Below are 22,925 nucleotides of genomic sequence, written 5' to 3'. Positions count from 1 at the left end.
CAGGACCTCCTTGTCCTTACTCCGGTTCTTCGGTGTGCTCGTTGTCAGTCGCCCTGGCGGACGGTCTCCTCATCTCTTGGGTGCAACCGGTTGTCCAGAACCAGCGCGCTGAGCAGAATCAGACCTTTGACGATGTCCTTCTCATGGGTGTTCATGTTGAGGATCGTCATGCCGTTGAGCATCACGCCGATCAGCGCGGTGCCAACCACGACGCTGAGTACGCTGCCACGCCCACCGACCAGGCTGATACCCCCGACCACGACGACGAGCAGAACGTCATAGACCAGTGATCCGTCGATCACCTGGGTGTTGAGACCACCGACCGAGCCGGCCACCACGAGGCCACCCACGAAACCGATCGCGGCGCTGAGCATGTACTCGATCGTTGTGTATGGACGAACCGATACGCCGGTGAGCGCCGCGGCGCCGGCATTGTCGCCATGGGCATAAATGAACCGGCCGGTTCTCATCCGGCCGAGCATGAACTGAGCCAGCACGGCGACGACCAGAAAGACGAGGATTGGCACCGGTATTCCCAGCACCGCTCCCTGACCGAGCCAGCGCACGAACGTGCGGTCGCCCGGGAGCTCGGCGATCAGCCCATCGAGCACGGTCGTCCTAGCGAGGCCATACACGAGCAGACCCGAAGCCAGCGTCGCGAAAAGCGCGGGGATCTCGACGAATGCGATCAGAAATCCGTTGAAAACGCCCATCAGGAGTACGACACCAAGGCCGACAAGGAGGGCCACCGGGGTGCTGGCCTGGGTTTGCATGAGCTGGATGGAGATCGCCGTCGCGACGCCCATCGAGGCGACGATGGACAGGTCCATGCCTCGTGCGATCACGACGACCGCCATGCCGACACTGAGAATGCCAAGTGCCGAAACGCTACGCGCCAGATTCAACAAATTGTTCACACTGAGAAAGCCGTCAAGGACGAAGCTGAACACCATGAAGAGTGCCACGACCACGAGCAGGACGACCTGCTCTTGAGACAGTTGGACACCGCTTCGAGGACGAAACCTTGCCAGCACAGCACTCATGCTCACTCCATGGCCGACGACCTGTATCATCCGGCTTATGTACTGACCGAACGGTACACTACTGGCATCGTTCGTCAAGACTTCGATTCGCGCGCTTCGACCCCGTCAACCATTGGAGGGAGATCGTGTCGCAAAACGGTCTCGCCGCGGCACGCCGCGGCCCGTTGAGTGGTATCCGCGTCGTCGAGCTCGCCGGCATCGGACCGGCACCGTTCTGTGGCATGTTGCTCGCCGACCTCGGTGCGGACGTAGTTCGCGTGGACCGGCCCGGTGGCCGCCAGGCGGGCAATCCCCTCAGCCCGGAACTCGACCTGCTCAACAGGAGCCGCCGCTCGATCGCGCTCAACTTGAAGACGCCGTCCGGGGTCGCCGCGCTACTGCGCCTCGTCGCGGGAGCGGACGCACTGATCGAGGGCTTTCGACCCGGCGTGGCAGAGCGGCTGGGCTTCGGCCCCGAAGTGTGCACGCGGCGCAACCCCCGGCTTGTCTACGGCCGGATGACAGGGTGGGGACAGGACGGCCCCAACGCGGCCCGAGCCGGACATGACATCAACTACATCGCGCTGACGGGCGCCCTCGACGCGATCGGGCCGCCCGGACTGCCGCCGGTGGCTCCGCTGAACCTCCTCGGCGATTTCGGTGGTGGCGGCATGCTGCTCGCATTAGGCCTTGTCGCGGCGTTGCTGGAGGCTCGCATTTCGGGACGTGGCCAGGTCGTCGATGCGGCCATCGTGGATGGCACGGCGCTGCTCACGACCATGATTCACGCGATGCGTGCTCAGGGCATCTGGTCGGATGACCGCGGGAGCAATCTACTCGACGGCGGGGCCCACTTCTACGGCGTCTACGAGTGCGCGTGCGGCGGCTATCTCAGCGTCGGCGCGATCGAGCCCCAGTTCTACCGGCGGTTGCTCGATGGGCTCGGCCTGGCCGGGGATCCCGAATTTCAGGCGGGCCACACGGACCCGGCACGCTGGCCGACGTTGCGCGCCCGGCTTCGAGAGCTGTTTCGCACCCGCACAAGGGACGAGTGGTGTGCTCTCCTGGCGGCTGACGACACCTGTGTCGCGCCGGTCCTGCCGATGGCCGAGGCACCCCAGCATCCTCACAACCGGCAGCGAGGTACCTTCACCGAACTGGGCGGGATCGTGCAACCGTCCCCCGCTCCACGATTCAGCCGCAGCGGCGAGACCGCCCCGAACCGCCCTCCGCTGCCTGGGCAGCACACCGGGGAGGTCCTGGCGGAGGCCGGATTCACCGAGGAGGAAATCGAGATGCTCGGCGGTGCGGCGGCGCGATGAACGCGCGGCTCCCGGTCGTTGCCGCCGCCGATCGCAACGTTGCGGCGACCCCCGCGACCGGGAGCCATGGCGTCAACGTTTTGTACCGGCGAAGTCGTCGGCCCACCAGTGGCCGTCGAGGAACTCCCGCGCGGTCACCAGGTGCTGGATCGTCGGGGTACCTTCTTCGAGCCAGTTCAACCGGGCGTCGCGGTACAGTCGTTCGACGGGATGAGCCCGGGTGTATCCGATACCGCCGTGCACGAGCAGTGCCCGGTCGGTGATGCGGCCGACCGCCTCCAACCCGAAGAGTTTCACCATCGAGGCCACGGCCGGGATGCGCTCGCCGGCGTCCCATTTCGCCGCCGCGTCGTCGAGCATGAGCCGCAAGGCCTGCAGATCCATGGCCATCTCGGCCAGGTAGCGCTGCACCGCCTGCCGCTGCGCGATCGGCTTGCCGAAAGTGATGCGCTGTCTGGCGTGCCGCAGAGACAGTTCGAAGGCGTACTGCCCGGTGCCGAGCGAGCTTGCCGCGATGAACACGCGGCTGATCTCCAGTGCCCGTTCGAGGTTGTCCTGTCCGTCGCCCTCCTTGCCGACGAGGTTGGTGACGGGCACGCGCACATTGGAGAAGGTCAGCCTGCCGTGTTCGCCTCCCTTGCAGCCCATGGTCTCCGGGAGCGGCTCGATCGTCAGACCGAGGCGGTCGCGTTCCACCAGGATGGAGCTGACCTCGGTGTCCGAGGTCTTGGCGAGGACGAGGAAGTGCGAGGCCAGGTCGGAGTTGGTGATCAACCACTTGTGGCCGTTGATGACGTAGTCGGCACCGTCACGGTAGGCACGCGTGCCGAGGTCGGCGCCGGTACCGTAATCCGGCTCCGTGAGCGCGAAGGCCACGGATTTCTCGCCCGACGCTACGCCGGGGAGCAACGCGGCTTGCTGCTCGGCGTTGGCGAGCTCACTGATGGCATGACCGAACGAGTTGTGCACGTGCACGATGACCCGGACTCCACCCTGGATCTTGGCGAACTCCGCGATGATCGGCAGGTACTGCCGAATCATGAGGCCGTGCCCGCCGAATCGCTCCGGCACCAGGAATCCGAAAGCACCGACCCGCCGCAGCGCGGGCATGATCTTGTCGTACGGCAAGGCCTCCTTGTTCTCGATCTCCTGCTCCAGCGGAGCCAGTTCCTCCCAGATCACACTGAACACATCGTCTTTGAGCTTCCGGTACGCACGATCGTCCACGAGACCTCCTGATTGACCGATCAGTACATTAGTGCCCATCCGGCGCATCCGGCAAGACGAGAAGGGCCCGCACTCACGACAGCGCATGCGGGTCAGCGACAGCGTGCTGACTGGTCGGTATTCTGGGTTGACAGGGCGGGCCGGCCGGCCAGGGAAACGAGAGGCGTGATCATGCCACGACAGCGGGACGAGAGCGGCGAATCCACCCACGAACGGATCCTCCGGGTGGCTGCCGAGGTGTTCGCGAGAAAGGGTTACCACGGCGCAGGGGTTGCCGAGCTTGGCGAAGCCGCGGGACTGAAGCGAGGCGCGCTCTACTACCACATCGGATCGAAGGAGGATCTACTCTACGACCTCTCGAAGCGGCACGTCGAGGAAGCGCTTCAGCGGGGTCGCGTGGTCGTCGACTCGGACCTGCACCCGGTCGACAAGCTACGCGCACTCGCGCGCGAGCACGTGCAGACAATCGCGGCGCGCCGCGACGAAGTCATTGTGGTGCTGCGGGAGATGCACGCACTCACCGGCAAACGGGCACGTCAGCTCGGCAAGCTTCGCGACGAGCACCAGAATCTCTTTGCCCGCGTGCTTGAGGAAGGTGTGGAACAGGGCGTGTTCAGGTCGGCCGACCATGTCACCGTGCTCGGCGTTCTCGGCATTCTCAACTGGAGCTACGTATGGTACGACGCGGAGAAGGGCCCCCTCACGCCCGACCAGGTTGCCGATCGGCTCATCGACATCGTCATTTACGGTGAGCTTGCGTCCCCACGTTCGGCCGGCCGAAACGGTCGTCAGCTCGAAGCCCCAGCCCCCGTTCAGCGGTAGTCGACCACCACCCGCACCGATCCGGCCCGCTTGTCCCTCGTCTCGGCGAGCGCCGCACCGAAGTCGTCGATCCGATAACCGCGACTCACGCTACTCGCCAGGTCAAGGCGTCCCGTCGCGACGAGGTCGGCCAAGGCGGCCACCTCGCTCGCCGTCGCACCGAAACTGCCCCGCAGCCGGAGCTCCCTTCCCACAAGCGTCTCCTGGCGCAGGCCGAGTGTGAGCCGGTCAGGCGCGATCCCCACGACCACGCAGGTACCCTGCGGCCGCAGGCAACGTAACGCGGCGTCGACGATCCCAGGACTTCCCACGAACTCGAAGGCTGCATCGGCACCGTCACCCGTCTCGCCGCGCACGGTGCGCGGGACCCCGTCACCGGGCTCCAGGGTCAACGCGGCACCAAGTTCCACTGCTTTCTCCCTCGCCCGGCGCCTGGGATCCACTCCGATCACCTGACACCCGAGCACACCCACCAGCAACTGGACGGCATGCAGGCCGAGCCCGCCCAGCCCCAGCACGACGACTGTCTGCCCGCGGGCCACCCCACTGCGCACGATCGCGTGGTACGGCGTGGCGACCGCGTCGGTGAGAATCGCGCCGATCTCGGAAGGCACGCCGCCGGGCAGAGCGACGGCACATTCGGACGGCACGGCGAGCAGCCCGGCTTGCGCGCCGTCAAGATCGACGCCGAGAACGCGCCGGCGAGGACACGCCTGTGCCTCTCCCTCCACGCACAGCCCGCACTTGCCGCACCCCACGTACGGCACCACGGCGGCCCTCGTACCGACCAGCGACTCGTCGGCCCCCGGTCCGGCCGCCACGATCACGCCTGCAGCCTCATGCCCGATCACCACCGGATACCGTGCCGCTGTCACCCCGTCGACCAGGTGCACATCCGAGCCGCAGACACCACACACCTCCACCGCCAGCAGCACCTCACCCTGCCCGGGCCGTGGTGCCGTGAGCGCCGCGATTTCCCATCGGCCCGGGCCCTGGAGACGCACTCCACGATTGTTCGGCATTCCGCCTGTCGCCCTCATGGCACCGCCTTGACATTGTCGATCGCGTACTCGAGCATTGTACCGATCAGTCAGTATATGAGGAGACCATGGCATCCGAAGCAGTCATCGTCGACGCCGTGCGGACCCCGTCCGGAAAGGGCAAGCCGGGTGGAGGGCTGTCCGGTACGCACCCTGTCGATCTGCTGGCCCACGTACTCGCCGAGCTCGTCAACCGCACCGGGGTGGACCCGGCCGTCATCGATGACGTCATCGGTGGCTGCGTGTCCCAGGGGCGGGAACAGGCGGCGAACATCACGCGCAACGCCGTACTGGCCGCGGGCTTTCCCGAACACGTCCCGGGAACGACGGTCGACCGGCAGTGCGGATCGAGCCAGCAGGCAATGCACTTCGCCGCCCAAGGCGTGCTCGCGGGCGCCTACGACGTCGTGGTCGCATGCGGGGTCGAGTCGATGAGCCGCGTGCCCATGTTCAGCCAGTACGCCGGAGCCGACCCCTATGGACCCCAGGTGGCGCGGCGGTACCCTCCTCACCTCGTCGAACAGGGGGTTGCGGCCGAACTGCTCGCGCGGCACTACCGGCTGGGCCGCGACGAGCTCGACTCCTACTCTGCCCGTTCCCATCAGCTCGCGGCCGTGGCGCGGGACGCGGACAGGTTCTGCCGGGAAATGGTTTCCGTGGGCGAGCAGCGGACCGACGAGACCATACGGGACACGACAACAGTTGCGGGGCTCGCCGAACTGCCGCCCGTATTCCCCGACGAGCAGGTGGCCGAACGGTTCGGCGCGATCGACTGGCTGATCACCGCAGGGAACGCCTCGCCGCTGACGGACGGTGCCTCGGCCGCTCTGATCACCTCGTCCGAGGCCACACGGCGGCTGGGCCTGCGGCCACGTGCGCGATTCCACTCCTTTGCGGTCGTCGGTGACGATCCGGTACTCATGCTGCGCGCCGTCGTCCCCGCGACCCGGCTCGCCCTCAAACGCGGCGGCCTGTCCGTTGGCGACATCGACGCGTTCGAGGTGAACGAGGCCTTCGCCCCCGTGCCCCTGGTGTGGCAACGGGAAACGGGCGCGACGCTCCAACGGGTGAACCGGCATGGCGGTGCGATCGCGCTCGGGCATCCGCTCGGCGCATCCGGCACCAAACTGCTGGCCACCCTTCTCGGGGTACTCGATGCCTGCAACGGCCGCTACGGGCTGCAGACGATGTGCGAGGGTGGCGGCATGGCCAACGCGGCGGTGATCGAGCGGATCGCCGATGGCTGACACCAGGGTCGCGCTGGTGACCGGCGGCTCGCGGGGCATCGGCGCCGAGATCACCCGGCAACTCGTCGCGCGGCGACTGAACGTCGTCTACACCTACCGGTCGGGCAGGCGCGAGGCCGCTGCCCTGGCCGCGGAGCTGGGGCCGTCCGCCTGTCCCGCGCATTTCGACCTCGGCGACGCAGCCTCGGCCGAGGCGCTGGTCGAGGCTGCCCTGTCGCGCTGGGGCCGGCTGGACAGCCTGGTCCTGAATGCCGGCATGTGGCAGGGTGGCAGACTGGAACGAGTGAACCCAGCCGTGTGGGCAAGCGTGATCGAGACCAACGTCGTCGGCTCGGCCCAGGTAGCGAGAGCGGCGCTGCCCGCCTTGTGTGGTGGGGACACGGCGAGCATCACCGTGGTCTCCTCGGCGGTGGGCATCGTGGGCTTTTCCGGCGACACGGCGTATGCGAGCGCGAAGGCCGCGCTGGTGGGATTCGCGAGATCGCTCGCCAAGGAGGTCGCCCGCGACGGCGTCCGGGTGAACGTACTGGCGCCGGGATTCGTCGCTACCGACATGACGGCCGAGATACCCGAGCGCTCCCGGGAACGGATCCTCGACGACCTCGTACTCCGTCGTCCCGGCACCGCACAGGAGGTGGCCACGGCGGCGGTGTTCCTCGCCGAGGACGCTACCTACTGCACGGGCACTGTATTGAGCGTGGATGGCGGCTGGACACTCTAGCTGCGCCGAGCAGGGCGCGCGGGACACGGTTCCAGCACCGGCGATGAGTTTCGGCCGCCAGGCGAGTCTGTCCATCGTCACGACGACGAGAGACGAACCAGGAGGAGGAACACGTGCCCCAGCTACTGCGGGTCCAGAACTTCACCGTCTCGAGCGACGGCGTCGGCGCCGGTGAGAACCAGAGTCTCGAGAGGCCGTTCGGCCACGTCGATCCCGGGGACCTGTTCGCCTGGGCGGGCGCCACGGCGAGCTGGCCCAACCGCACCGATCCCGGGGGCAGCCGGGGCCTCGACGACTACTTCACCCGGGACTTCGCGCACAACATCGGCGCCGAGATCATGGGCCGCAACAAGTTCGGGCCCCAGCGCGGTCCCTGGAAGGACCACGAGTGGCGCGGCTGGTGGGGTGACGAACCCCCGTTCCACACCCCGGTGTTCGTCCTGACCCACCACCCGCGCCCCTCGTTCACGCTCTCCGACACCACGTTCCACTTCGTCGACGGCGACCCGGCCACGGTGCTCGAGCAGGCGCGGGAAGCGGCGCGGGGCAAGGATGTCCGGCTCGGCGGCGGGGTCACCACCATCCGGCAGTTCCTCGACGCCGATCTCGTCGACACCATGCATGTGGCGGTCTCACCGGTGAAGCTCGAGTCGGGACTGCGGCTCTGGGAGTCGCCGGACGAGCTGCGCGACCGATTCCACCTCGAGGTCGTGCCCAGCCCGAGCGGGGTGGTCCACCACCTGTTCTGGCGGCGGTGACCCGTTGTGATCGAAACTCGCAGACAACCACCCGATCCGGTGACTCGTCGCCGAACATGAACCGATGTTGGGAACCGGCTCACGGCCGGATCGGCGGCCTGCTAGGTTCTCGGCAGATCCAGACGCGGAGGAAAGGCGCGGTGATGTCGAGCCAACAGCTCCCGAGCACCGGGCGTTCCCGCACGCCCGTCCGGGGTCGTCGGCTGACCGTTGCCGCCCGCCTCGGTGACGCGCCGTCCTCGTCTGGACCTCTTTCCACGATCAGACGCTGAGCCCGTCCGGCGCCAGGTCGCCGGCCGGGTGGCGTTGACCGTGTCCCTGTCAGTCCAACACTCCCTGGGAGACAACCAGTATGAGCCCGGTGCAGACGCTGCACGACTTCGCGCAGACCCTCCTGAGCGACCCCCAAGCCCTGGCCGAGTTCGACGCCGACCCGCAGAAGGCGTTGACCGCCGCCGGTCTGGACGACGTGACCGCCGCGGACGTGCACGAGATCCTGCCCATGGTCACGGAGAGCGCCCCCGCCTCGCTGGACGGCGCACCGGACTCCTTCGCCGCCGCCAACGACGTCGCCCGCACGCTGGACGGCGCGCCGCTGCCCGACCTGAGCGGCGTGTTCGGCGCGGTCAGCGACGCGGCCAGCGCGACCGGGCTGAACACGGTGACCGACGGGGTGCTCAACACGGCGTCCGACGTCGTGGACGGCGTCGCAGGCGCCACCGCGGGCGTCCCGGTGGCCGGGCCGCTGGTCGAGGCGGGTGCCATCGACCTGCAGCACACCGTCGCCGGTGTCGGTGAGCACCTCTACGACGGCAAGCTCGTCGGTGCCGCCGTCGACGGCGTGACCAACCACCTCGGCGATTCGCTGCTGGCGAGCACCGCCGTCGACACCGTCAGCGGCCTGCCTGGTGTCGGCGAGCCCCTCGGCGGGCTGGTCGACGAGGTCCGGCACGCCGGTGCCGACGTGCTCGGCGGCGTCAACGAGGCCATCGGCTCCACCCCGATCGGCGACCCGAACGCCCGGCTGCTCGCCGGCGACTTCGGCGCGGCGGGCGACACCTTCGACACGCTGGACCACGCCACGGCCGCCGTTCCGGCCGCGCCCGCGGTCCCGACCGCACCGGCGCTGCCCGCCGTGGACTCCCTGCCTGCCGCCGACCAGCTGCCCGCGGTGGACTCCCTGCCCGCGGCCGACTCCCTGCCCGCGGCCGAGGACGTCGCGGCTCCGGTCACCGACACCGTGGGCGACCTCGCCCCGCAGGCGCCGGTCGCGGTGCCCGACCTGGGCGACGTGCCCGGCTCCGTGGCCGACGCCGGTGCGCTGCCCGCCCCGGCCGAGGTGCCGGACCTGGCCGGCCAGGTCGGCTCGGTCGCCAACGAGGTCGACAACCACGTGCACGACCTCGGTGGCGGCGCGCTCGGCGGCATGAACCTGCCCGCTGCCGACAGCCTGCCCACCGGCGACGCGCTCGACCTCGGCCTGTGAGCTGACAGCGCGCCACCAGCGGTCTCCGGGCCCTCAGCCATCGCGGCTGGGGGCCCGGTTCGCGTTGTGCCGCGTCGAGAACCGGTCACTTCCTGACCGGTTCCGCTGCGAGGATGGACCCCTGCCAGGCACCGGTACCGAGCAGGAGGATCCGATGACCGTGCTGGACACCCGGGCGCTCAACCGCGCGACGCTGGCCCGGCAGTTGCTGCTCGACTGCGCCGACCTGTCCACACGCGACGCCGTCGCGCACCTGTGCGGCCTGCAGGCGCAGGAGCCGCAGGAGCCGTTCGTCGGGCTCTGGTCGCGGTTGCGCGCGTTCGAGCCCGCGGCGCTGTCGGGCCTGCTGACCGGGCGCCGGGTGGTGCGAACCCACCTCATGCGCCGCACCGTGCACCTGCTCACCGCCGAGGACGTCCTGGCCTGGCGGTCGCGGCACGAAGGCATGCTGCGCCAGCGCGTGCTCGGGGTGTACCGCCGCGAACTCGACGGGATCGACCTCGACACGGTCGCCGAGGCGGGCCGGGCGCTGCTGGCCGACGGCGAGCCGCGCTCGGCCGCCGAGATCGGGCGGGCGCTGGCCGAACGCTGGCCGGCGGCGGGGCCGCGGGCGCTGGCCGAAGTGCTGTTCGACGTCGTCCCGGTGGTGCAGCTTCCACCGCGCGGCCTGTGGCGCACGCGGGCGGGAGTGCGCCTGATCCCGCTGGCCTCGTGGCTGGGGCGCGAGGCCGACCCGCCGTCGCCCGAGGGCTGCGACCCGGCCGCGCAGGCCATGGCCCGGCGCTACCTGGCCGCCTTCGGGCCTGCGGCCGTGGCCGATCTGCGTGCCTGGAGCGGCCTGGCCGGGCTCCCGGCCGCCGTCGCCGCGATCCGCGACGAGCTGGTGAGCTTCCGCGACGAGCGCGGCCGGGAGCTGCTCGACCTTCCCGATGCGCCGCGCCCCGACCCGGACACTCCCGCGCCGGTGCGGTTCCTGCCCGCCTTCGACAACGCCATCCTCGGCTACGACGACCGCAGCCGGATCATCGACGACGCCCACCGCGGCATTTCGGTCGCCGGGGAACGCGCCGTGCTCGTCGACGGCCGCGTCGCCGCGACCTGGACCATCCGGGACGGCACGGTGGTCGTCACGCCACTGCGCCGCTTCACCCGGGCCGATCGCACCGCCGTCGCCGAGCAGGGCCGCGAACTGGCCGCATTTCTGTCCGAAGGGGACAGTCATCGCGTCACGGTCGCCGCGTCGCCACGCTGACCGATCGAACCGATGCCGCGCCGCAGCCTGCTGGCACATCCGGTCACCCAGCACTCGGCTGTGCAGTCACCCGTTTCAGAGGAGGCACATACTGAACGCGGTTGGCAAGATACGACCTACGCTTCGCGTCGTGGAGCAAGGAGGGGGCATGGCGCGAAGCCGGCCGACGGCCGCCGATGCCCCCAGTGGCGGCCGTCGGCCACTCCGCATACCGTCGAGCCGAGCCTGGCGTCGGGTCAGCGATGCCTGCGACGTGCGCGACGCCGCGCGCCGACCATCGGCCGAATCCTGCCGATGCTGACTCCGACCGCACCCGCGAACGGCGTCCCGTTGTCGTCCACCGCGAGGATGCGGGGCAGGAACAGCGGCGGCCCGGTGCCGTCGATCTCGACGACATTGGCGCCGGCCGCGAGTTCGGACAGCGCCCGCAGTGCCGTCATCGCCTCGTCCAGATCCGACTCCGTATTCGCGGAAAGCCCTTCCACCAGAACGTCGAGCGTTTCCTCAGCGGGGCCAACGTCGATGTTCACGCAGGCATGCCGGGGGAAGGCACCCCTCCTCCGCAGTTCGCGCACGGACTCGGCGACGTGGACCGCCACGGCGGGCAGCGATCCCCGGGTGGCGAAGTAGTCACTGCCGACGACGCACAATGCCGGCGAAGTGTGAGTCGACGAACCATGCCTGGCCATGAAGCCGCCTTTCTGGACGAACTGCCGAGTACGAGGGGCCGCCGTCAAGGACCAGGACGGTCGTGATCGCTGCGGAGAACAGCAACTTGCAGTTTAGCCAATTGTCCGCCGATGGATATTCCCGTCAAGCAGGAGTTCGTGACAGGGCCCCCGGAGTCCCCGAACGTGTGAATCCTCCGCGGAAAAGCCCGAATCCACCTGCGTGGCAACGATTTCCGCTCCGGGCACAGCATTTTCTCCGTGGACCACACGAACCAGGTGATTCCGGATGCACGCGATGTCGGCCGGTGGCCGTCAGTGAGAGAAAGCGTGTCGCCGCACCGTTGTCCGGACCGACTCGTCCACAGCAGGTGAATCCGGCGGGAATGCCTGCCGTCGCAGCCTCCCCAGGGTAATCCTCAGTGGGCGACGCCGCATCGGCCGTCGCCGGTACGGCGCGGCCTGTCGTCGGCGGCGACGCGGGAGGTACCCATGACACGGATCTTGCTCGTCGGACGGTCCGCACCTGGCTCCGTCGGAGAGACGCGGCGGACGCCACACATCTTCGTCGTCCCCGGCGAGACACCGAGCAGGCTGACCGCCTACTGCGGAGCGTCGTTCGCACTGAGCGAGCTGGAGCAGGTCCACGGCAGCCAGGCGGGCATGCCGTGCGAGCGTTGCCTGCTGCTGGCCTTCTCGCCTCCCGCCGCACCGCCGTCGCAGACGGGGTGAGTGCCCCGGGCCGCCCTCCGCCCGGGGCACTCACTGCCCCCCTCGGCCACGCTGCCACCGCGGCGTGCCGTCTCTCAGCACTCCCCCGAGGAGACCTCGTCGCGAGCTGTGAACGAGCGTGTGCGCCCGGCAGGATCACCGTGCGCCGCGAGATGTGCCACGGCGGACGCATCGTCGATGACGTCACGGGCGACGTCGGCGATCCTGCGTCGGTGGCGGCGCGCCATGGAGCGAATCATCTCGAACGCACTGTCCACATTGCTACCTCGCCGCGCGGCGAGGATGCCTTTCGCCTGCTCGATGGTGATCCGGGTTTCCAGGGCGGTCTGCAATTGGCCGGCGAGAGTCTGAGCCGCACCGAGACTACGCCGCGCCATCAGCGCGGCCGCAGCCGTATCGGCGAGCGCCTGGCCGATGACGCAGGTGCGCTCGTCGAGGAGCCCCGCTCCGTGCCACAGCAGCGTCAGAGACCCGACCCGCTGCTCGCGCAGCCGCAGCGGCACCGCGTGCGCGGCCGCGAATCCGTCGTCGACGGCACCGAGAGTAAACCTGGGCCACCGCGTTTCCGAACGGAGGTCCGGCGAGCCAACGGCCTCACCGCGGCGCAGGGCCTCCTCGGGCGGCCCCTCGATGGCGATCGCGCGCCTGCCACCCACGACGTGGGTGCGTTCGGCGGTCGCCGAGATGCGCCCGTGCTCACCGGTCAGCAGCACGAGTGCCGCGTCGATTTCCAGAATGCCGACGGCGCGGCATGCGAGGTCCTCCGCATAGGTCCGCTCATCGAAATCCGGCCTCAACGTGTCGGCGAGCCCGGCGAGCACCGTGGCCAGGCGTTGATCGGCAGCCATCAATGGCCCTCCCCTTCCTGACGTTTCCAGACATGTACTTATCGCCGCGCCAGGACGGAACGACACCTCACCATCCTGCGTTCACCTGCTTCAGGCGAGAATCCGGAGTCGAGGCACCCGGCCGCTTTCACCAGCGAAAGCACGGTTTTGGTGACAGCCGAATCGAGCCGAAGGGCCCCTCGGGTACCTGGTGTGCATCCACGGTGCCATTGGGCACGGCGCGAAGCACGTCATCCGTGAACGGGCGGTACGAGCGCGAGCACCTGGCGATCTCAGGCGTTGCTCCGTTTCGAGGCAGGCACGATCGTGTTCACGAGGGAATGGACATTCTCGACCAGGTCGCGCATGACGGCGTCGCGTTCGTCCTTGCGCAACCGGCGAGGATCACGGATGGCGTCGTCGTCCGCCGTGGTGTAACACACGATCCCGCGCCGTCGGGCGACGAGCGGCACGAGGGCCCGTGCCCGTTGCACCGGCGGACCTGGCAGCGCGTGCAGTGGCACCCCGGCGAGCAGCCGGTTCCATTCCCGTAGGCAGAAGGCCCTGCGGACGGCGGTGGGGTCGAGTTCGGCGACGAACGACCGGTGCGGGCGTTCCACGGTCAGCACGAGGTCGGCCCCGCGCACCGCGTCCACCGAGATGGCGCGGCTGCGGAACCGGTTCGCAAGCCGTTCCAGCCGCCAGGTGACGAGGTCCTCGCGCAGTACCGGATCCACTGGTTCGCCGGCCACCGCGCGGGTACCGGCACTCGACACCGCGAACCGGGCCGCGGCCGTTCCGAGTCGCGCGGCGAGCAGGCGCCGCGTGAGCAGCTCCGCGAACGGGGAACGGCACACGTTTGCCGAGCAGACGAAGAGGATGCGGAACTCGGCAGGTCGGCATCCTGTCGTGGTCGTGAGTGGTCCGCTCACCGCACACTCCTGCTGCCGTTCAGACAGTCGGTCACCGAAAGCCACGCGGTCGCCTCGTCCCGGCTCACTCCGTGCCCGTTGGCGTCCGGGTCGCCGTCCGCCACGGCAGGCATGGGCTGCGTCGGGTGCGAGTCCACCGGCTCACTGACCGCGACGCCCGGCAGGTGGCCCTGGTGGTGACACGACTCCGCGGCCTTCGCCTGTGCGGCCATGGTCACCACCGTGCCCAGCACGGGGACCGCGACGCCGTCGAGCGCGTCGAGCGCGGAGGTGAGCCTGCCACGGACGGTCGTTCCCTGCCGTACGACGAGCAGTGCTCCGTCGCTCCGCGCGCCCAGGACTGCCGCGTCGGTCCCGGGATGCACGGGTGGCGCGTCGAGCAGCACGAGGTCGTAGCGCCCGCGCAAGGTGCCGAGCAGGTTCCGCATCTGCCGGGAGGCCAGCAGCTCGCTCGGGTTGGGCGGGATCGCTCCGCTCGGGAGAACGTCCAGCGGCCACGATCCCCACGGTTGCAGCGCGTCGTCGAGGCCGGCTCGCCCGACGAGTACGGTCGTGACACCGACGGCGCCCTCCAGACCGAGGTAGTCCGCGACACGCGGCCGCCGGAGGTCCCCGTCGACGATCGCCACACGGGTTCCCGCTTGTGCCGCCGCGATCGCCAGGTTGCACAGGGTCGTCGTCGTTCCGTGCCCGGAGGCCGCGCCGGCCACTGTGAGCATCTTGTGTGGCCGGTCGATGCCGACATAGCGCAGGTTTCCCCGGATTCTGCGGAAGGCTCCGGCTCGCAGGACGTCCGCACCCTCGTGCACGATCAGCGGCTGCCGCGGCGCCGCGGGATCGTGCGGAACGACGCCGAGGTTCGGCGCGCCGGTGATCCGGTTCAGCTGCTCCACGGACCTGACCTTGGTGCTCAGCCTGCCGAGCAGCAGGGTGCCTCCACCGCCCAGGAACAGACCTACCAGCATCCCGATGCCGGCGTTGACGACCGGACGTGGGCCGACCGGACCCGACGGCAGCCCCGCCGCGTCGACAACCCTGGCCGTGACGGGCGAGCCGCTTCCGGGAACCGGGTTCTCCAGCTCGGCGATGAGTCGCGCGAGTGCCTGGGCAGCCGCGTTGCCGAGTTGTTCCGCGCGATACGGCGAGCGATCGGTGGCCGTCACGTCGATCAACGCCGTGCCCGGTGGCGAGGTCGCGGTGAGCTGCCCGGCCACGGCACGGGGATCGGCGTCGAGCCCAAGTGCGTCCGCCACCTGCCTGCCGATGGTCTCCGTGCTCACCAGATGTGGATAGGACGCCACCCGGTGTTCGGCCACGGGATCTGCGGATGCGGAACCGGCGGCCACATACACGGTGGCGCTCGCCGCGTACTCGCGTGGGCTCAGCGTCGCGAGAACGAGGGCGCAGCCTGCGCCGAGGACGACACCGACGAGAAGGGGCTTCCAGCGCTCGCGCACCGCCCGCAGACGGTCGTGCACGGTCACGCTTCACCTCCGGCCATTGGGGGTCAGCACAGTGTTGGCCGGCGAGGACCTGGCCGGACGTCGCGAGGAACAGGCAGGGGCAGGGCGATGGGGATGCCGGCCTGCCGGGTGGGCCTACCGGGCGGGCACCCGCGTCAGCAACCGGCCAGCGGGATGGGTCTTGGTCGCCACGGCACCGGCGCCGATGAAGGTCCCCGCACCCACGTGCACACCGCTCAGCACGCAGGCGTTGCTGCCGACGGTCACGTCACGCTCGAGCACCACGTTCCCCGCGAGATTCGCACCCGGCAATACCGTCGTGTACTCGTGCACGATCGTGTCGTGACCGACCGTCGCGTTGGAATGGACCTGGGTGTGCGGCTCGAGCCGCACACCCGTCGAGATGAAGGCGTTGGCGAGCACGACGCAGCCGGGCCACACGACGACATCGTGGGCGATCACCGCGCGCGGGTGGACGACCGCCATCGGCGTCGAGCCCATGCTCTCCATCCTGCGCCGCAGCCTGCGCCTGCCGGCGGGGTCGGCGACCGCCACGACGTAGGAACCTCCAACGGTATCGGCGAGGCGGCGCACCACAGCGCCGTGCACCTCACCGGCGGCGAGATGGTCGTCCGCGAACACGACGTCGGCCGCTGTGACGCCGTTCTGGAACAGCGCGTCGAAGACCTCGCGCCCGAGGCCGCCCGCACCGACGATGTGGATCGGCGCGACACCGAGGGTGCCGTCGCTCATGATGGTCGCGCTCCCCTCCGGCGGTCGTTCGGGCTGGACGCCTGCTCTCCTGGAGCAGTTCGTCGCACCCTGACACGCCGACGGAACGCCCGCCTCACCTCTCGCGGGTGATTGCGTGACTACGCGCTGGAATATTCACGCCGGAGCTCGCCCGGTCGCCGGACCCACGCTCGCGTGTCCCCTTTCAGGGGTCACTCTCTTGAGTGGCAAGAGATCCCGGCGTGCGCGGGACCTTTACCACGCGCCCGGCTCTTCTACTCTCGGTACGCGTGGTGGGGGATGCGAGAGACAGGCTTCGTGCGCCGACATCGGCACCGAAGCTCGCCGTGCCGCCGCTGCCGAGCGGTCACGTGCACCGGGCGCGGCTGGAGGACCTGCTGTCCCGAAGACCCGGCGGCGGGCAGGGCTCGCCACTGGTCACCCTGGTGTGCGCACCGGCGGGATTCGGCAAGACCACGCTGCTCGCGAGCTGGTTCCGCGCCCGACGGCGCGCCGGGGCCGCGGCCGCCTGGATCAGCGTGGACGCCCACGACAACGATCCTTTCGTCCTGTGGTCGGCGATTCTGAACGCGTTGGAAACGGGCCACCCGACGGACGAGAACCCCGCAGCGGTGCTGCCCCGGCCGCCGCAGCGGGGTGAGGAGGATCGGTTCGCCGCCGAGCTGGGCGACGCGATCACGCGGCAGGGCCGCGAGATCTGGGTGGTTCTCGACGACTTCCACCGTCTCACGGAGTCCTCGCCGTTACGCAGCCTGGAGTTGCTCCTGGAACGGTTCCCCGCGGGATTGCACCTGGTGTTCAGCAGCAGGTCCAGTCCGCCCCTGCCACTGCATCGCTTCCGGGTGACCGGGGAGCTGCGCGAGATCCGCACCGCCGACCTGCGCTTCGACGAGTCCGAAGCGGCCGCCGTGCTACGCGGACACGGTGTCTCACTCGACCAACCCGAACTGGTCCGTCTGATGGCGAGGACCGAGGGCTGGCCCGCCGGACTGCGGCTTGCGGGCCTCGCGCTGTCGGAATCGCACGACCACCCGGCGACGATCGGCTCGTTCGTCGAGACCGATCGAGCGGTCGCGGATTACCTCGTGGGTGAGGTGCTGTCCGTGCTCACTGCCGATTATCAGGAGTTCCTCCTGCGCACCAGCGTGTGCGACACCTTCACCGTCGAGCTCGCGAGCGTGCTGACCGCCCGAGACGACGCGGGCGCCCTGCTGCACAAGCTCGAACAGTCCTACGGCCTGGTGTCCCGCTGCAGCCCGCACAGCCCGTGGTTTCGCTACCATTCACTGCTCCTGGACTACCTCCGCGCGGCGCTGCGGCGGCGGTCACTGGCCGAGGCCCGCGAACTCCACCGCACGGCCGCGGTCTGGTTCAGCGCCAACGACGAGGCGCTGACCGGGCTCCGGCACGCGATCAGCGCCGCGGACGAAGAACTCATGGTTCGCCTGGTGGTCGAGAAGGGACCCGCGATCGTCCTCAGCGGTCAGATGTGGACACTCCGGCGGCTCGTGGAAGAGCTCCCTCGCCGGGTCGCCGAACGCGATGACGTGAGCGCCATACTCGCGGTGGCCGACCTGTCGGCCGGGGACCGCCGGACCGCCGAGGAGCGGATCACACGCCTTGCCATGGTGAGCGGGCACGACGAGCGAGCGCTCGACCTCCGGCTCGTCGCCCTCGTCCACCACGCCCGCCTTACCGGGCGGATGTCGCCAGAGGCCGAACGACTCGGTGAACGACTCGACGACATCGCCGATCCCGATCTCCGGATGCTGGCGCTGGTGAACCGCGGCACCGTGCTGTTCTGGCTCGGCTGGCTGCAGCGCGCCCATACCGATCTGACGAGAGCACTGCATCTGGCGCGGCGGCGCAGCTACGACTACGCCGTCCTGCACTGCCTGAGCCATCTGGCCGGGCTGGCCGGTGCCGACAGCGACTACCGCAGAATGCGGGCCACGGCCGAGGAAGCCATCACCTTCGCCAGGGAGCGAGGCATCGCCGACAGCCCGGGAACCAGCATCGCCCACGTGGCCGCCGCGTGGGGAGCGTACCTGGCCTTCGACGACGACACCGCGGAACGCGAGGCTGAGACCGCCCTCCGGACGCTGGGCGCCAGCAACGACCGAACCGTGGAACTGGCGGCGCGCTCCGCCGTGGCGATCGTGCGGTTCACCCGGGAACCGCACGACGCGCTGATCGCCATGCGGGAGTGCTGGAACGCCGTCGATCCGCGCGAGCACGCGCAGCCGGCCCTGGTGGCCTACGCGAGCAACGCCGAGCAGAGGATGGCGTTGCGGCTCGGCAGACCCGACTGGGCCGCCGAGGTCGAACGCCGGGCGTCGTCGTGGATCGGGCGCAGCGGAGATCACCTGCTCCTGCGTGCGCGGATGCATGCGCTGCACGGCCGCACGACAACGGCACGGGCGCAGCTGGAGAAGGTCTCCAGCGGTGAGGTCGGCTGCCTCGTACTGACCTCGGAGATCGAGGCACACCTGTTGGGCGCGTTGCTCGCCAGCCGCGCCGACGACCGCCACGCCGCGGGTGTGGAACTGACCACGGCACTGGAGAAGGCCGCTGCCGGCCGGGTCCTTCGCCCCTTCACGGAGGCAGGCCCTGACATCCGAGCTCTCGTGGCGGCCCATTCCGGGCGGCTCGGGTGGGCCGAGTCTTTCGTCGGCGACGTCCTGGCGGCCATGCCGGCGGCGTCGGCAGGAGCCAACCTGAGTCCCCGCGAGGTGGAACTGCTCCGCGAACTGCCTTCGATGAGCACGCTGGAGGAGATCGCAGGCAACCTCTACGTGTCGGTCAACACCGTGAAGACCCACCTCCGCAGCATCTATCGCAAGCTCGGCGTGACCACCCGCAGGGAAGCCGTCTTCACCGCTCGGCTCCGCGGCCTGCTGTGAGCTCGCCTCCGCCTCATGGCTGCGCGCCGCCGGGCGACGACACGGCCCGCAGCAGTGCGTAGACCGCCTGGTTGGCCGGTGCCGGTACGGCATCCGGTACTAGCAACGCCGTCCTCTACCTGGCCTCCGACGAGTCGCGTTACGTCACCGGCACCACCCTGGTGATCGACGCCGGCGCGACCCATCCGTTCAAGATCGGGCACCAGGTGTGAGGACGATCCTCCCGGCTCGGGGCAGCCAGCGCAGCGCCAGGACGGCAAGCCCGGCATGCAGCACGGCGGCCACCGCCGCGGCGGCGTGCAGGCCGGCGACGAAGGCCTCCTTCGCCTGCTGGGCAGCACCGGGCAGGATTCCGGGAACCTGCAGCGTTTCGCCCAGCGTGGCGGCGAGGCCCGGTCCTCCGAGCCGGAAGACCAGCGCGGCGAGCGAGCCCAGCAGCGCGATACCGAGTGCGTTGCCGATCTCGTTGCTGGTCTCGGCGATCGCGCCCGCCGCGCCCGCCCGTTCGGCGGGAACGGCGGCGACCGCGGTGTCGGCGACGACACTGAACGAGATGCCGTAGCCGACGCCCGCGATCATCGTCGAGGCGACGTACCAGCCGATCCCGCCGGAGACGCCGGCCCGGAGCAGCAGGAGCAGTCCGGCGGCGATCGCGAGGTGGCAGGCGACGAGGGCGGTCCGTTTGCCGAGGCGAGCCACCAGAGCGGGCGTCGCCAGGCACAGGACCGTGAGCACCGCCGCCCCAGGCAACGCCAGCGTCGCCGCCCGCAGGACGGGCAGGTCGCGGACGGACTGCAGGTAGATCCCGGCCAGGTAGGCGGCCGCCGACCACGCCGCCAGAGGCAGCAGGCCCGTGACGATCGCGAGGGTGAAGACGCGGTCGCGGAACAGGGAGAACTCGATGAGCGGATGATCCAGCCGCGACTGGCGGCGGGCGAACCAGCCGAGCACGCAGACCCCGGCGACGGCCGCGGCGACGGGCAGCACCGAGAGCCCCTCGGCGGCGGTGCGCTTGATCCCGTAGATGGTGAGCAGCAGGCCGCCCGCGGAGAGCCCGATGCTCACGAGGTCCACCCTGCCGGGCCGCCGCGCCCGCACCTCGCGCAGCAGCACCGGTGCGCACGCCAGGAACACGGCGATGACGGGAAGGTTGACCAGGAACACCGAGCCCCACCAGAACCGTCCCAGCAGGAACCCGCCGACGATCGGGCCGATCGCGAACCCGGCCGCGAACGCCGCGGCGAAGATCCCGATGGCCTGGGCCCGCCGCCGCGGGTCCGGGAAGAGCTCGCTCAGCACGGCCAGGGCCGAGGGCAACAGCGTCGCGCCGGCCACGCCCATGAGCGCGCGCACGGCGATGAGCAGCTCCGCGCTCGGCGCGAACGCCGCGCCCGCGGACGCGGCGCCGAAGACGGCCGCGCCGATCGTCAGCAGCCTCAACCGGCCGTAACGGTCGCCGAGGTTGCCGAACGCGATCAGCAGGGCTCCGACGGCGAACCCGTAGACGTCCAGGATCCACATTGCCTGATCGGCGGTCGGTGCGAGGGCCTGGGTGATCCGGGGCATGGCCAGGAACAGGATCGAGCCGTCCATGGAGACCAGGAGAACGGGGCCGAGGATCACCAGGAGCCCGAGCCAGGCACGCGGGCCCGGCGGCGGGAACGGATGCTGTCGGTTCATGCCGACGACGATCGGGACGCGCGTGCCCGGCGGCCATCCCCCTGCCGCGGGTACACCCGGCAGGTGCACCCACCGGCGGCGCGCAGTCCGTAGGCTCGGGGCGTGGAGAGCCTGGGAGCGTTCCTGAAGAATCGTCGCGATCGGGTCACGCCCGCGGAGATCGGTCTCCGCACCTACGGCACGTCCCGCCGGGTCCCGGGGCTGCGACGGGAAGAACTGGCGCACCTGGCCGGGGTGAGTGCCGGGTACTACACGCGCCTGGAGCAGGGCCAGGCCGAGACCGCCTCCGCGCAGGTGCTCGACGCCCTGGCCCGGGCCCTGCGGCTCGACCCGGTCGAGACCGTCCACCTGCACAACCTCGCCCGGCAGCCCGCGATGCCCGCGCTCGCCGAACCCGGCCACGAACACCCCCACGCACGCGTCCTGGCCCTGCTGGAATCGCTGGGCGACACGACGCCCGCGCTCGTGCTCGGCAGGCGCGGCGACGTGCTGGCCTGGAACCGCACCGGCCACGCGCTCCTCGCCGAGCACGTCGACGCCGAGGCACCACGGGACCCGGCGCGCCGGCCGTCGATCCATCGCCTGTTCTTCCTGGACCCCCTCACCAGGGACCTCTACCGCAACTGGGACGAGCTCGCCCGGCTGCACGTCGCCTACCTGCGGCTCACCGCGGGCCGCTACCCGACGGACGCGCGGCTGGCCGGGCTGATCGGGGAACTCACGATGCGCAGCGACGAGTTCGCGGCGCTGTGGGCCGGCGGCGACGTCGCCGACTGCACCGTCGGGACGATGCACCTGCAGCACCCCACCGTCGGTGCCGCGAGCGTGGACTTCCAGGTGTGGCTGCAGCCCGACAGCCCCGATCACCGGCTCGAGATCTACACCCCCAACGACCCGGGCTCCGCCGACGCGCTGCGCATCCTGGCCCACCAGAGCGATCCGGAGGCGGCCCCGGCCGCGGCGCCACAGCACTGAGCCCGTCGCCGAGCCGAAGGCCACCGTGGCTGACTATCGTGTACCCAAGGTGCCCCTCGGCTCGTTCCCCGGGCCAGGGCGCGCGGTTTCCGTTCACGCCCGGCCGGGCAACAACTCTCCGGCGGGGTGCGCCGTCAGGGTCCCGACCTTCCTTTCCTGGTCCCAGTTGGTGAGGTACACAGTGGACCCGTCCGCGGAGATCGCGACACCGAGCGCGGTCTGTCCCGGCGGCAGGTTCAGGTCCCGCTCCGGCCCGGCCAGCGCGTGCGCTGCCGTGTCGAGCACGTCGATGCTCGACCCGTCCGTCATCGTTCCGGAGGGGTTGACGAGCAGAAGCCGGTCACCGTCGCGCGTGATCGCGATCTGGCCGATGTCGCAGCCGACGACGGCCTCCCGCAACACCGCGCTCTCCCCCGCGCTGAAGGCACCGGCGGGCTGCGGCTGCGCCGTCGCGTCGACCGAGAGGACCGCACAGCCCGTCGTCGTCACGTAGAGCAGGCGGCCGCCCGGGGCCACGACGACGGACTGGGGCGTGTTGTCGCCGAGGAAGAGCCACGTGTCGAGCGCCGCGTGCCTGCCGACGTCGAACAGGCGCAGGCCGCGCATCGCAGGATCGGCGAGGAACCCGATCCCCCCTTCGGGATGGATCGCCACGCCGTCCGGCTCGGGCAGGGCGCTGCCGCCGAGCTGTCCGGGCCGGAGCGTGTTCGTGGCGACGTCGATGATCCGCAGGTCGCCCTCGATCGACCCGCCGACGTAGACCGAGCGGCCGTCCGGCGCGACGGCGATCGCCTTGGGAATGGTGAACGACCTCGTTGCGGACGGCTTCGCGGGCAGCTCCACGGTGGCGACCACCGTGCTGCCCGCGAGGTCGACGACGCTGACCGAGCCGGAACCCTCGTTCAACACGAAGGCCCGCCGGCCGTCGGGGGTGACTGCGACCCGCGTCGGCAGCTCGCCGACCTCGATTCCGGCCGGTTCCTCTGGCGTCATGGGGCGAGCTCCTGCCACGTGGGAAGCCCCCATCGTTCCCTGCCAGGGCCGGGGCGCGCAACCGCGGCGCACGGCGGGGAGCGCGGCGCCCGCGAGCGGCCT

At 70.1% G+C, this 22,925-nt stretch carries 21 protein-coding genes; 11 read left to right on the top strand and 10 right to left on the bottom strand.

Annotated elements, in window-relative coordinates; genetic code table 11:
* Positions 1 to 44: 44 nt before the first annotated feature.
* Positions 45 to 1,043: an ABC transporter permease gene (locus BAY60_RS16945; RefSeq protein WP_112281877.1), complete on the bottom strand. Its 999-nt coding sequence runs from the start codon at positions 1,041 to 1,043 to the stop codon at positions 45 to 47.
* A 125-nt stretch (positions 1,044 to 1,168) separates the two neighbouring features.
* Here BAY60_RS16945 and BAY60_RS16940 point away from each other — a divergent pair, with 125 nt between their 5' ends.
* Positions 1,169 to 2,344, top strand: coding sequence for a CaiB/BaiF CoA transferase family protein (locus BAY60_RS16940; protein ID WP_112281876.1), 1,176 nt, complete (start codon positions 1,169 to 1,171; stop codon positions 2,342 to 2,344).
* Between the two features lie 72 nt (positions 2,345 to 2,416).
* Here BAY60_RS16940 and BAY60_RS16935 read toward each other — a convergent pair whose 3' ends face one another.
* On the bottom strand, positions 2,417 to 3,571 hold the full coding sequence (locus tag BAY60_RS16935) for an acyl-CoA dehydrogenase family protein (RefSeq protein ID WP_245992551.1): 1,155 nt from the start codon (positions 3,569 to 3,571) through the stop codon (positions 2,417 to 2,419).
* A gap of 171 nt (positions 3,572 to 3,742) precedes the next feature.
* Between BAY60_RS16935 and BAY60_RS16930 the strand changes: the two genes are divergently transcribed.
* The gene (locus BAY60_RS16930; RefSeq protein WP_245992656.1) at positions 3,743 to 4,393 is read left to right on the top strand and encodes a TetR/AcrR family transcriptional regulator; all 651 of its coding nucleotides are present in this window, start codon (positions 3,743 to 3,745) and stop codon (positions 4,391 to 4,393) included.
* Here BAY60_RS16930 and BAY60_RS16925 read toward each other — a convergent pair.
* Positions 4,384 to 5,397 carry a zinc-binding dehydrogenase gene (locus BAY60_RS16925; RefSeq protein ID WP_170160436.1) on the bottom strand — a complete coding sequence of 338 codons (1,014 nt, stop codon included), beginning with the start codon at positions 5,395 to 5,397 and terminating at the stop codon, positions 4,384 to 4,386. The two genes, BAY60_RS16930 and BAY60_RS16925, sit on opposite strands and share 10 nt — an antisense overlap.
* A gap of 104 nt (positions 5,398 to 5,501) precedes the next feature.
* Here BAY60_RS16925 and BAY60_RS16920 point away from each other — a divergent pair, with 104 nt between their 5' ends.
* The 5 genes from BAY60_RS16920 to BAY60_RS16900 all read left to right on the top strand — a co-directional run bounded on the left by BAY60_RS16920 (position 5,502) and on the right by BAY60_RS16900 (position 10,897).
* Positions 5,502 to 6,680, top strand: coding sequence for an acetyl-CoA C-acyltransferase (locus BAY60_RS16920; protein ID WP_112281873.1), 1,179 nt, complete (start codon positions 5,502 to 5,504; stop codon positions 6,678 to 6,680).
* Entirely contained in the window at positions 6,673 to 7,401 is a 729-nt protein-coding gene (locus BAY60_RS16915) for an SDR family NAD(P)-dependent oxidoreductase (RefSeq protein WP_112281872.1), read from the top strand. The genes BAY60_RS16920 and BAY60_RS16915 overlap by 8 nt, the downstream gene beginning before the upstream one ends.
* Positions 7,402 to 7,514: 113 nt before the next feature.
* The gene (locus BAY60_RS16910; RefSeq protein WP_112281871.1) at positions 7,515 to 8,159 is read left to right on the top strand and encodes a dihydrofolate reductase family protein; all 645 of its coding nucleotides are present in this window, start codon (positions 7,515 to 7,517) and stop codon (positions 8,157 to 8,159) included.
* A 352-nt stretch (positions 8,160 to 8,511) separates the two neighbouring features.
* Positions 8,512 to 9,645, top strand: a complete 1,134-nt coding sequence (locus BAY60_RS16905; protein WP_112281870.1) for an IniB N-terminal domain-containing protein — start codon at positions 8,512 to 8,514, stop codon at positions 9,643 to 9,645.
* Positions 9,646 to 9,799: 154 nt separating this feature from the next.
* A complete protein-coding gene (locus BAY60_RS16900) occupies positions 9,800 to 10,897 on the top strand; it encodes a winged helix DNA-binding domain-containing protein (RefSeq protein ID WP_112281869.1) in 1,098 nt (365 codons plus the stop codon).
* A gap of 236 nt (positions 10,898 to 11,133) precedes the next feature.
* Here BAY60_RS16900 and BAY60_RS16895 read toward each other — a convergent pair whose 3' ends face one another.
* Positions 11,134 to 11,427 carry a hypothetical protein gene (locus BAY60_RS16895; protein WP_146771028.1) on the bottom strand — a complete coding sequence of 98 codons (294 nt, stop codon included), beginning with the start codon at positions 11,425 to 11,427 and terminating at the stop codon, positions 11,134 to 11,136.
* Between the two features lie 630 nt (positions 11,428 to 12,057).
* Here BAY60_RS16895 and BAY60_RS16890 point away from each other — a divergent pair.
* The gene (locus BAY60_RS16890) at positions 12,058 to 12,297 is read left to right on the top strand and encodes a hypothetical protein (RefSeq protein ID WP_112281867.1); all 240 of its coding nucleotides are present in this window, start codon (positions 12,058 to 12,060) and stop codon (positions 12,295 to 12,297) included.
* Positions 12,298 to 12,371: 74 nt separating this feature from the next.
* Here the strand turns inward: BAY60_RS16890 and BAY60_RS16885 are convergent, their stop codons facing one another.
* The 4 genes from BAY60_RS16885 to BAY60_RS16870 form a co-directional block, all read right to left on the bottom strand.
* Entirely contained in the window at positions 12,372 to 13,145 is a 774-nt protein-coding gene (locus tag BAY60_RS16885) for an ANTAR domain-containing protein (protein WP_112281866.1), read from the bottom strand.
* Between the two features lie 272 nt (positions 13,146 to 13,417).
* Positions 13,418 to 14,056: an arsenate-mycothiol transferase ArsC gene (locus BAY60_RS16880; protein ID WP_170160435.1), complete on the bottom strand. Its 639-nt coding sequence runs from the start codon at positions 14,054 to 14,056 to the stop codon at positions 13,418 to 13,420.
* A complete protein-coding gene (locus tag BAY60_RS16875; protein ID WP_112281864.1) occupies positions 14,053 to 15,540 on the bottom strand; it encodes a tyrosine-protein kinase domain-containing protein in 1,488 nt (495 codons plus the stop codon). The genes BAY60_RS16880 and BAY60_RS16875 overlap by 4 nt, the downstream gene beginning before the upstream one ends.
* Before the next feature lie 114 nt (positions 15,541 to 15,654).
* On the bottom strand, positions 15,655 to 16,272 hold the full coding sequence (locus tag BAY60_RS16870) for an LbetaH domain-containing protein (protein WP_112281863.1): 618 nt from the start codon (positions 16,270 to 16,272) through the stop codon (positions 15,655 to 15,657).
* 269 nt (positions 16,273 to 16,541) lie between these two features.
* On the opposite strand from BAY60_RS16870, the gene BAY60_RS16865 reads away from it, so the two are divergent.
* Both BAY60_RS16865 and BAY60_RS16860 read left to right on the top strand, forming a co-directional pair.
* Entirely contained in the window at positions 16,542 to 19,175 is a 2,634-nt protein-coding gene (locus BAY60_RS16865; RefSeq protein ID WP_170160434.1) for a winged helix-turn-helix domain-containing protein, read from the top strand.
* Between the two features lie 71 nt (positions 19,176 to 19,246).
* Positions 19,247 to 19,387: an SDR family oxidoreductase gene (locus tag BAY60_RS16860; RefSeq protein ID WP_245992549.1), complete on the top strand. Its 141-nt coding sequence runs from the start codon at positions 19,247 to 19,249 to the stop codon at positions 19,385 to 19,387.
* On the opposite strand, the gene BAY60_RS16855 is transcribed toward BAY60_RS16860, so the two are convergent.
* Entirely contained in the window at positions 19,365 to 20,855 is a 1,491-nt protein-coding gene (locus BAY60_RS16855) for an MFS transporter (RefSeq protein ID WP_112281861.1), read from the bottom strand. The two genes, BAY60_RS16860 and BAY60_RS16855, sit on opposite strands and share 23 nt — an antisense overlap.
* 102 nt (positions 20,856 to 20,957) lie before the next feature.
* Between BAY60_RS16855 and BAY60_RS16850 the strand changes: the two genes are divergently transcribed.
* A complete protein-coding gene (locus tag BAY60_RS16850; RefSeq protein ID WP_112281860.1) occupies positions 20,958 to 21,830 on the top strand; it encodes a helix-turn-helix domain-containing protein in 873 nt (290 codons plus the stop codon).
* Positions 21,831 to 21,923: 93 nt separating this feature from the next.
* Here the strand turns inward: BAY60_RS16850 and BAY60_RS16845 are convergent, their stop codons facing one another.
* On the bottom strand, positions 21,924 to 22,823 hold the full coding sequence (locus BAY60_RS16845) for a YncE family protein (RefSeq protein ID WP_170160433.1): 900 nt from the start codon (positions 22,821 to 22,823) through the stop codon (positions 21,924 to 21,926).
* Positions 22,824 to 22,925: the final 102 nt, after the last annotated feature.

The organism is Prauserella muralis, assembly GCF_003202285.1.
GTDB classification, from domain to species: domain Bacteria; phylum Actinomycetota; class Actinomycetes; order Mycobacteriales; family Pseudonocardiaceae; genus Prauserella_B; species Prauserella_B muralis.
The sequence above is the reverse complement of the archived record's forward strand: the minus strand, read 5'-3'. Positions and strand labels throughout refer to the sequence as shown.

Bases quoted from the DNA above. Each gene is read 5' to 3' on its own strand.
- BAY60_RS16930 (WP_245992656.1), top strand. From the start codon at position 3,743: ATGCCACGACAGCGGGACGAGAGCGGCGAATCCACCCACGAACGGATC.
- BAY60_RS16900 (WP_112281869.1), top strand. From the start codon at position 9,800: ATGACCGTGCTGGACACCCGGGCGCTCAACCGCGCGACGCTGGCCCGG.
- BAY60_RS16890 (WP_112281867.1), top strand. From the start codon at position 12,058: ATGACACGGATCTTGCTCGTCGGACGGTCCGCACCTGGCTCCGTCGGA.
- BAY60_RS16885 (WP_112281866.1), bottom strand. From the start codon at position 13,145: ATGGCTGCCGATCAACGCCTGGCCACGGTGCTCGCCGGGCTCGCCGAC.
- BAY60_RS16845 (WP_170160433.1), bottom strand. From the start codon at position 22,823: ATGACGCCAGAGGAACCGGCCGGAATCGAGGTCGGCGAGCTGCCGACG.
- BAY60_RS16855 (WP_112281861.1), bottom strand. From the start codon at position 20,855: ATGAACCGACAGCATCCGTTCCCGCCGCCGGGCCCGCGTGCCTGGCTC.
- BAY60_RS16945 (WP_112281877.1), bottom strand. From the start codon at position 1,043: ATGAGTGCTGTGCTGGCAAGGTTTCGTCCTCGAAGCGGTGTCCAACTG.
- BAY60_RS16870 (WP_112281863.1), bottom strand. From the start codon at position 16,272: ATGAGCGACGGCACCCTCGGTGTCGCGCCGATCCACATCGTCGGTGCG.
- BAY60_RS16920 (WP_112281873.1), top strand. From the start codon at position 5,502: ATGGCATCCGAAGCAGTCATCGTCGACGCCGTGCGGACCCCGTCCGGA.
- BAY60_RS16915 (WP_112281872.1), top strand. From the start codon at position 6,673: ATGGCTGACACCAGGGTCGCGCTGGTGACCGGCGGCTCGCGGGGCATC.
- BAY60_RS16905 (WP_112281870.1), top strand. From the start codon at position 8,512: ATGAGCCCGGTGCAGACGCTGCACGACTTCGCGCAGACCCTCCTGAGC.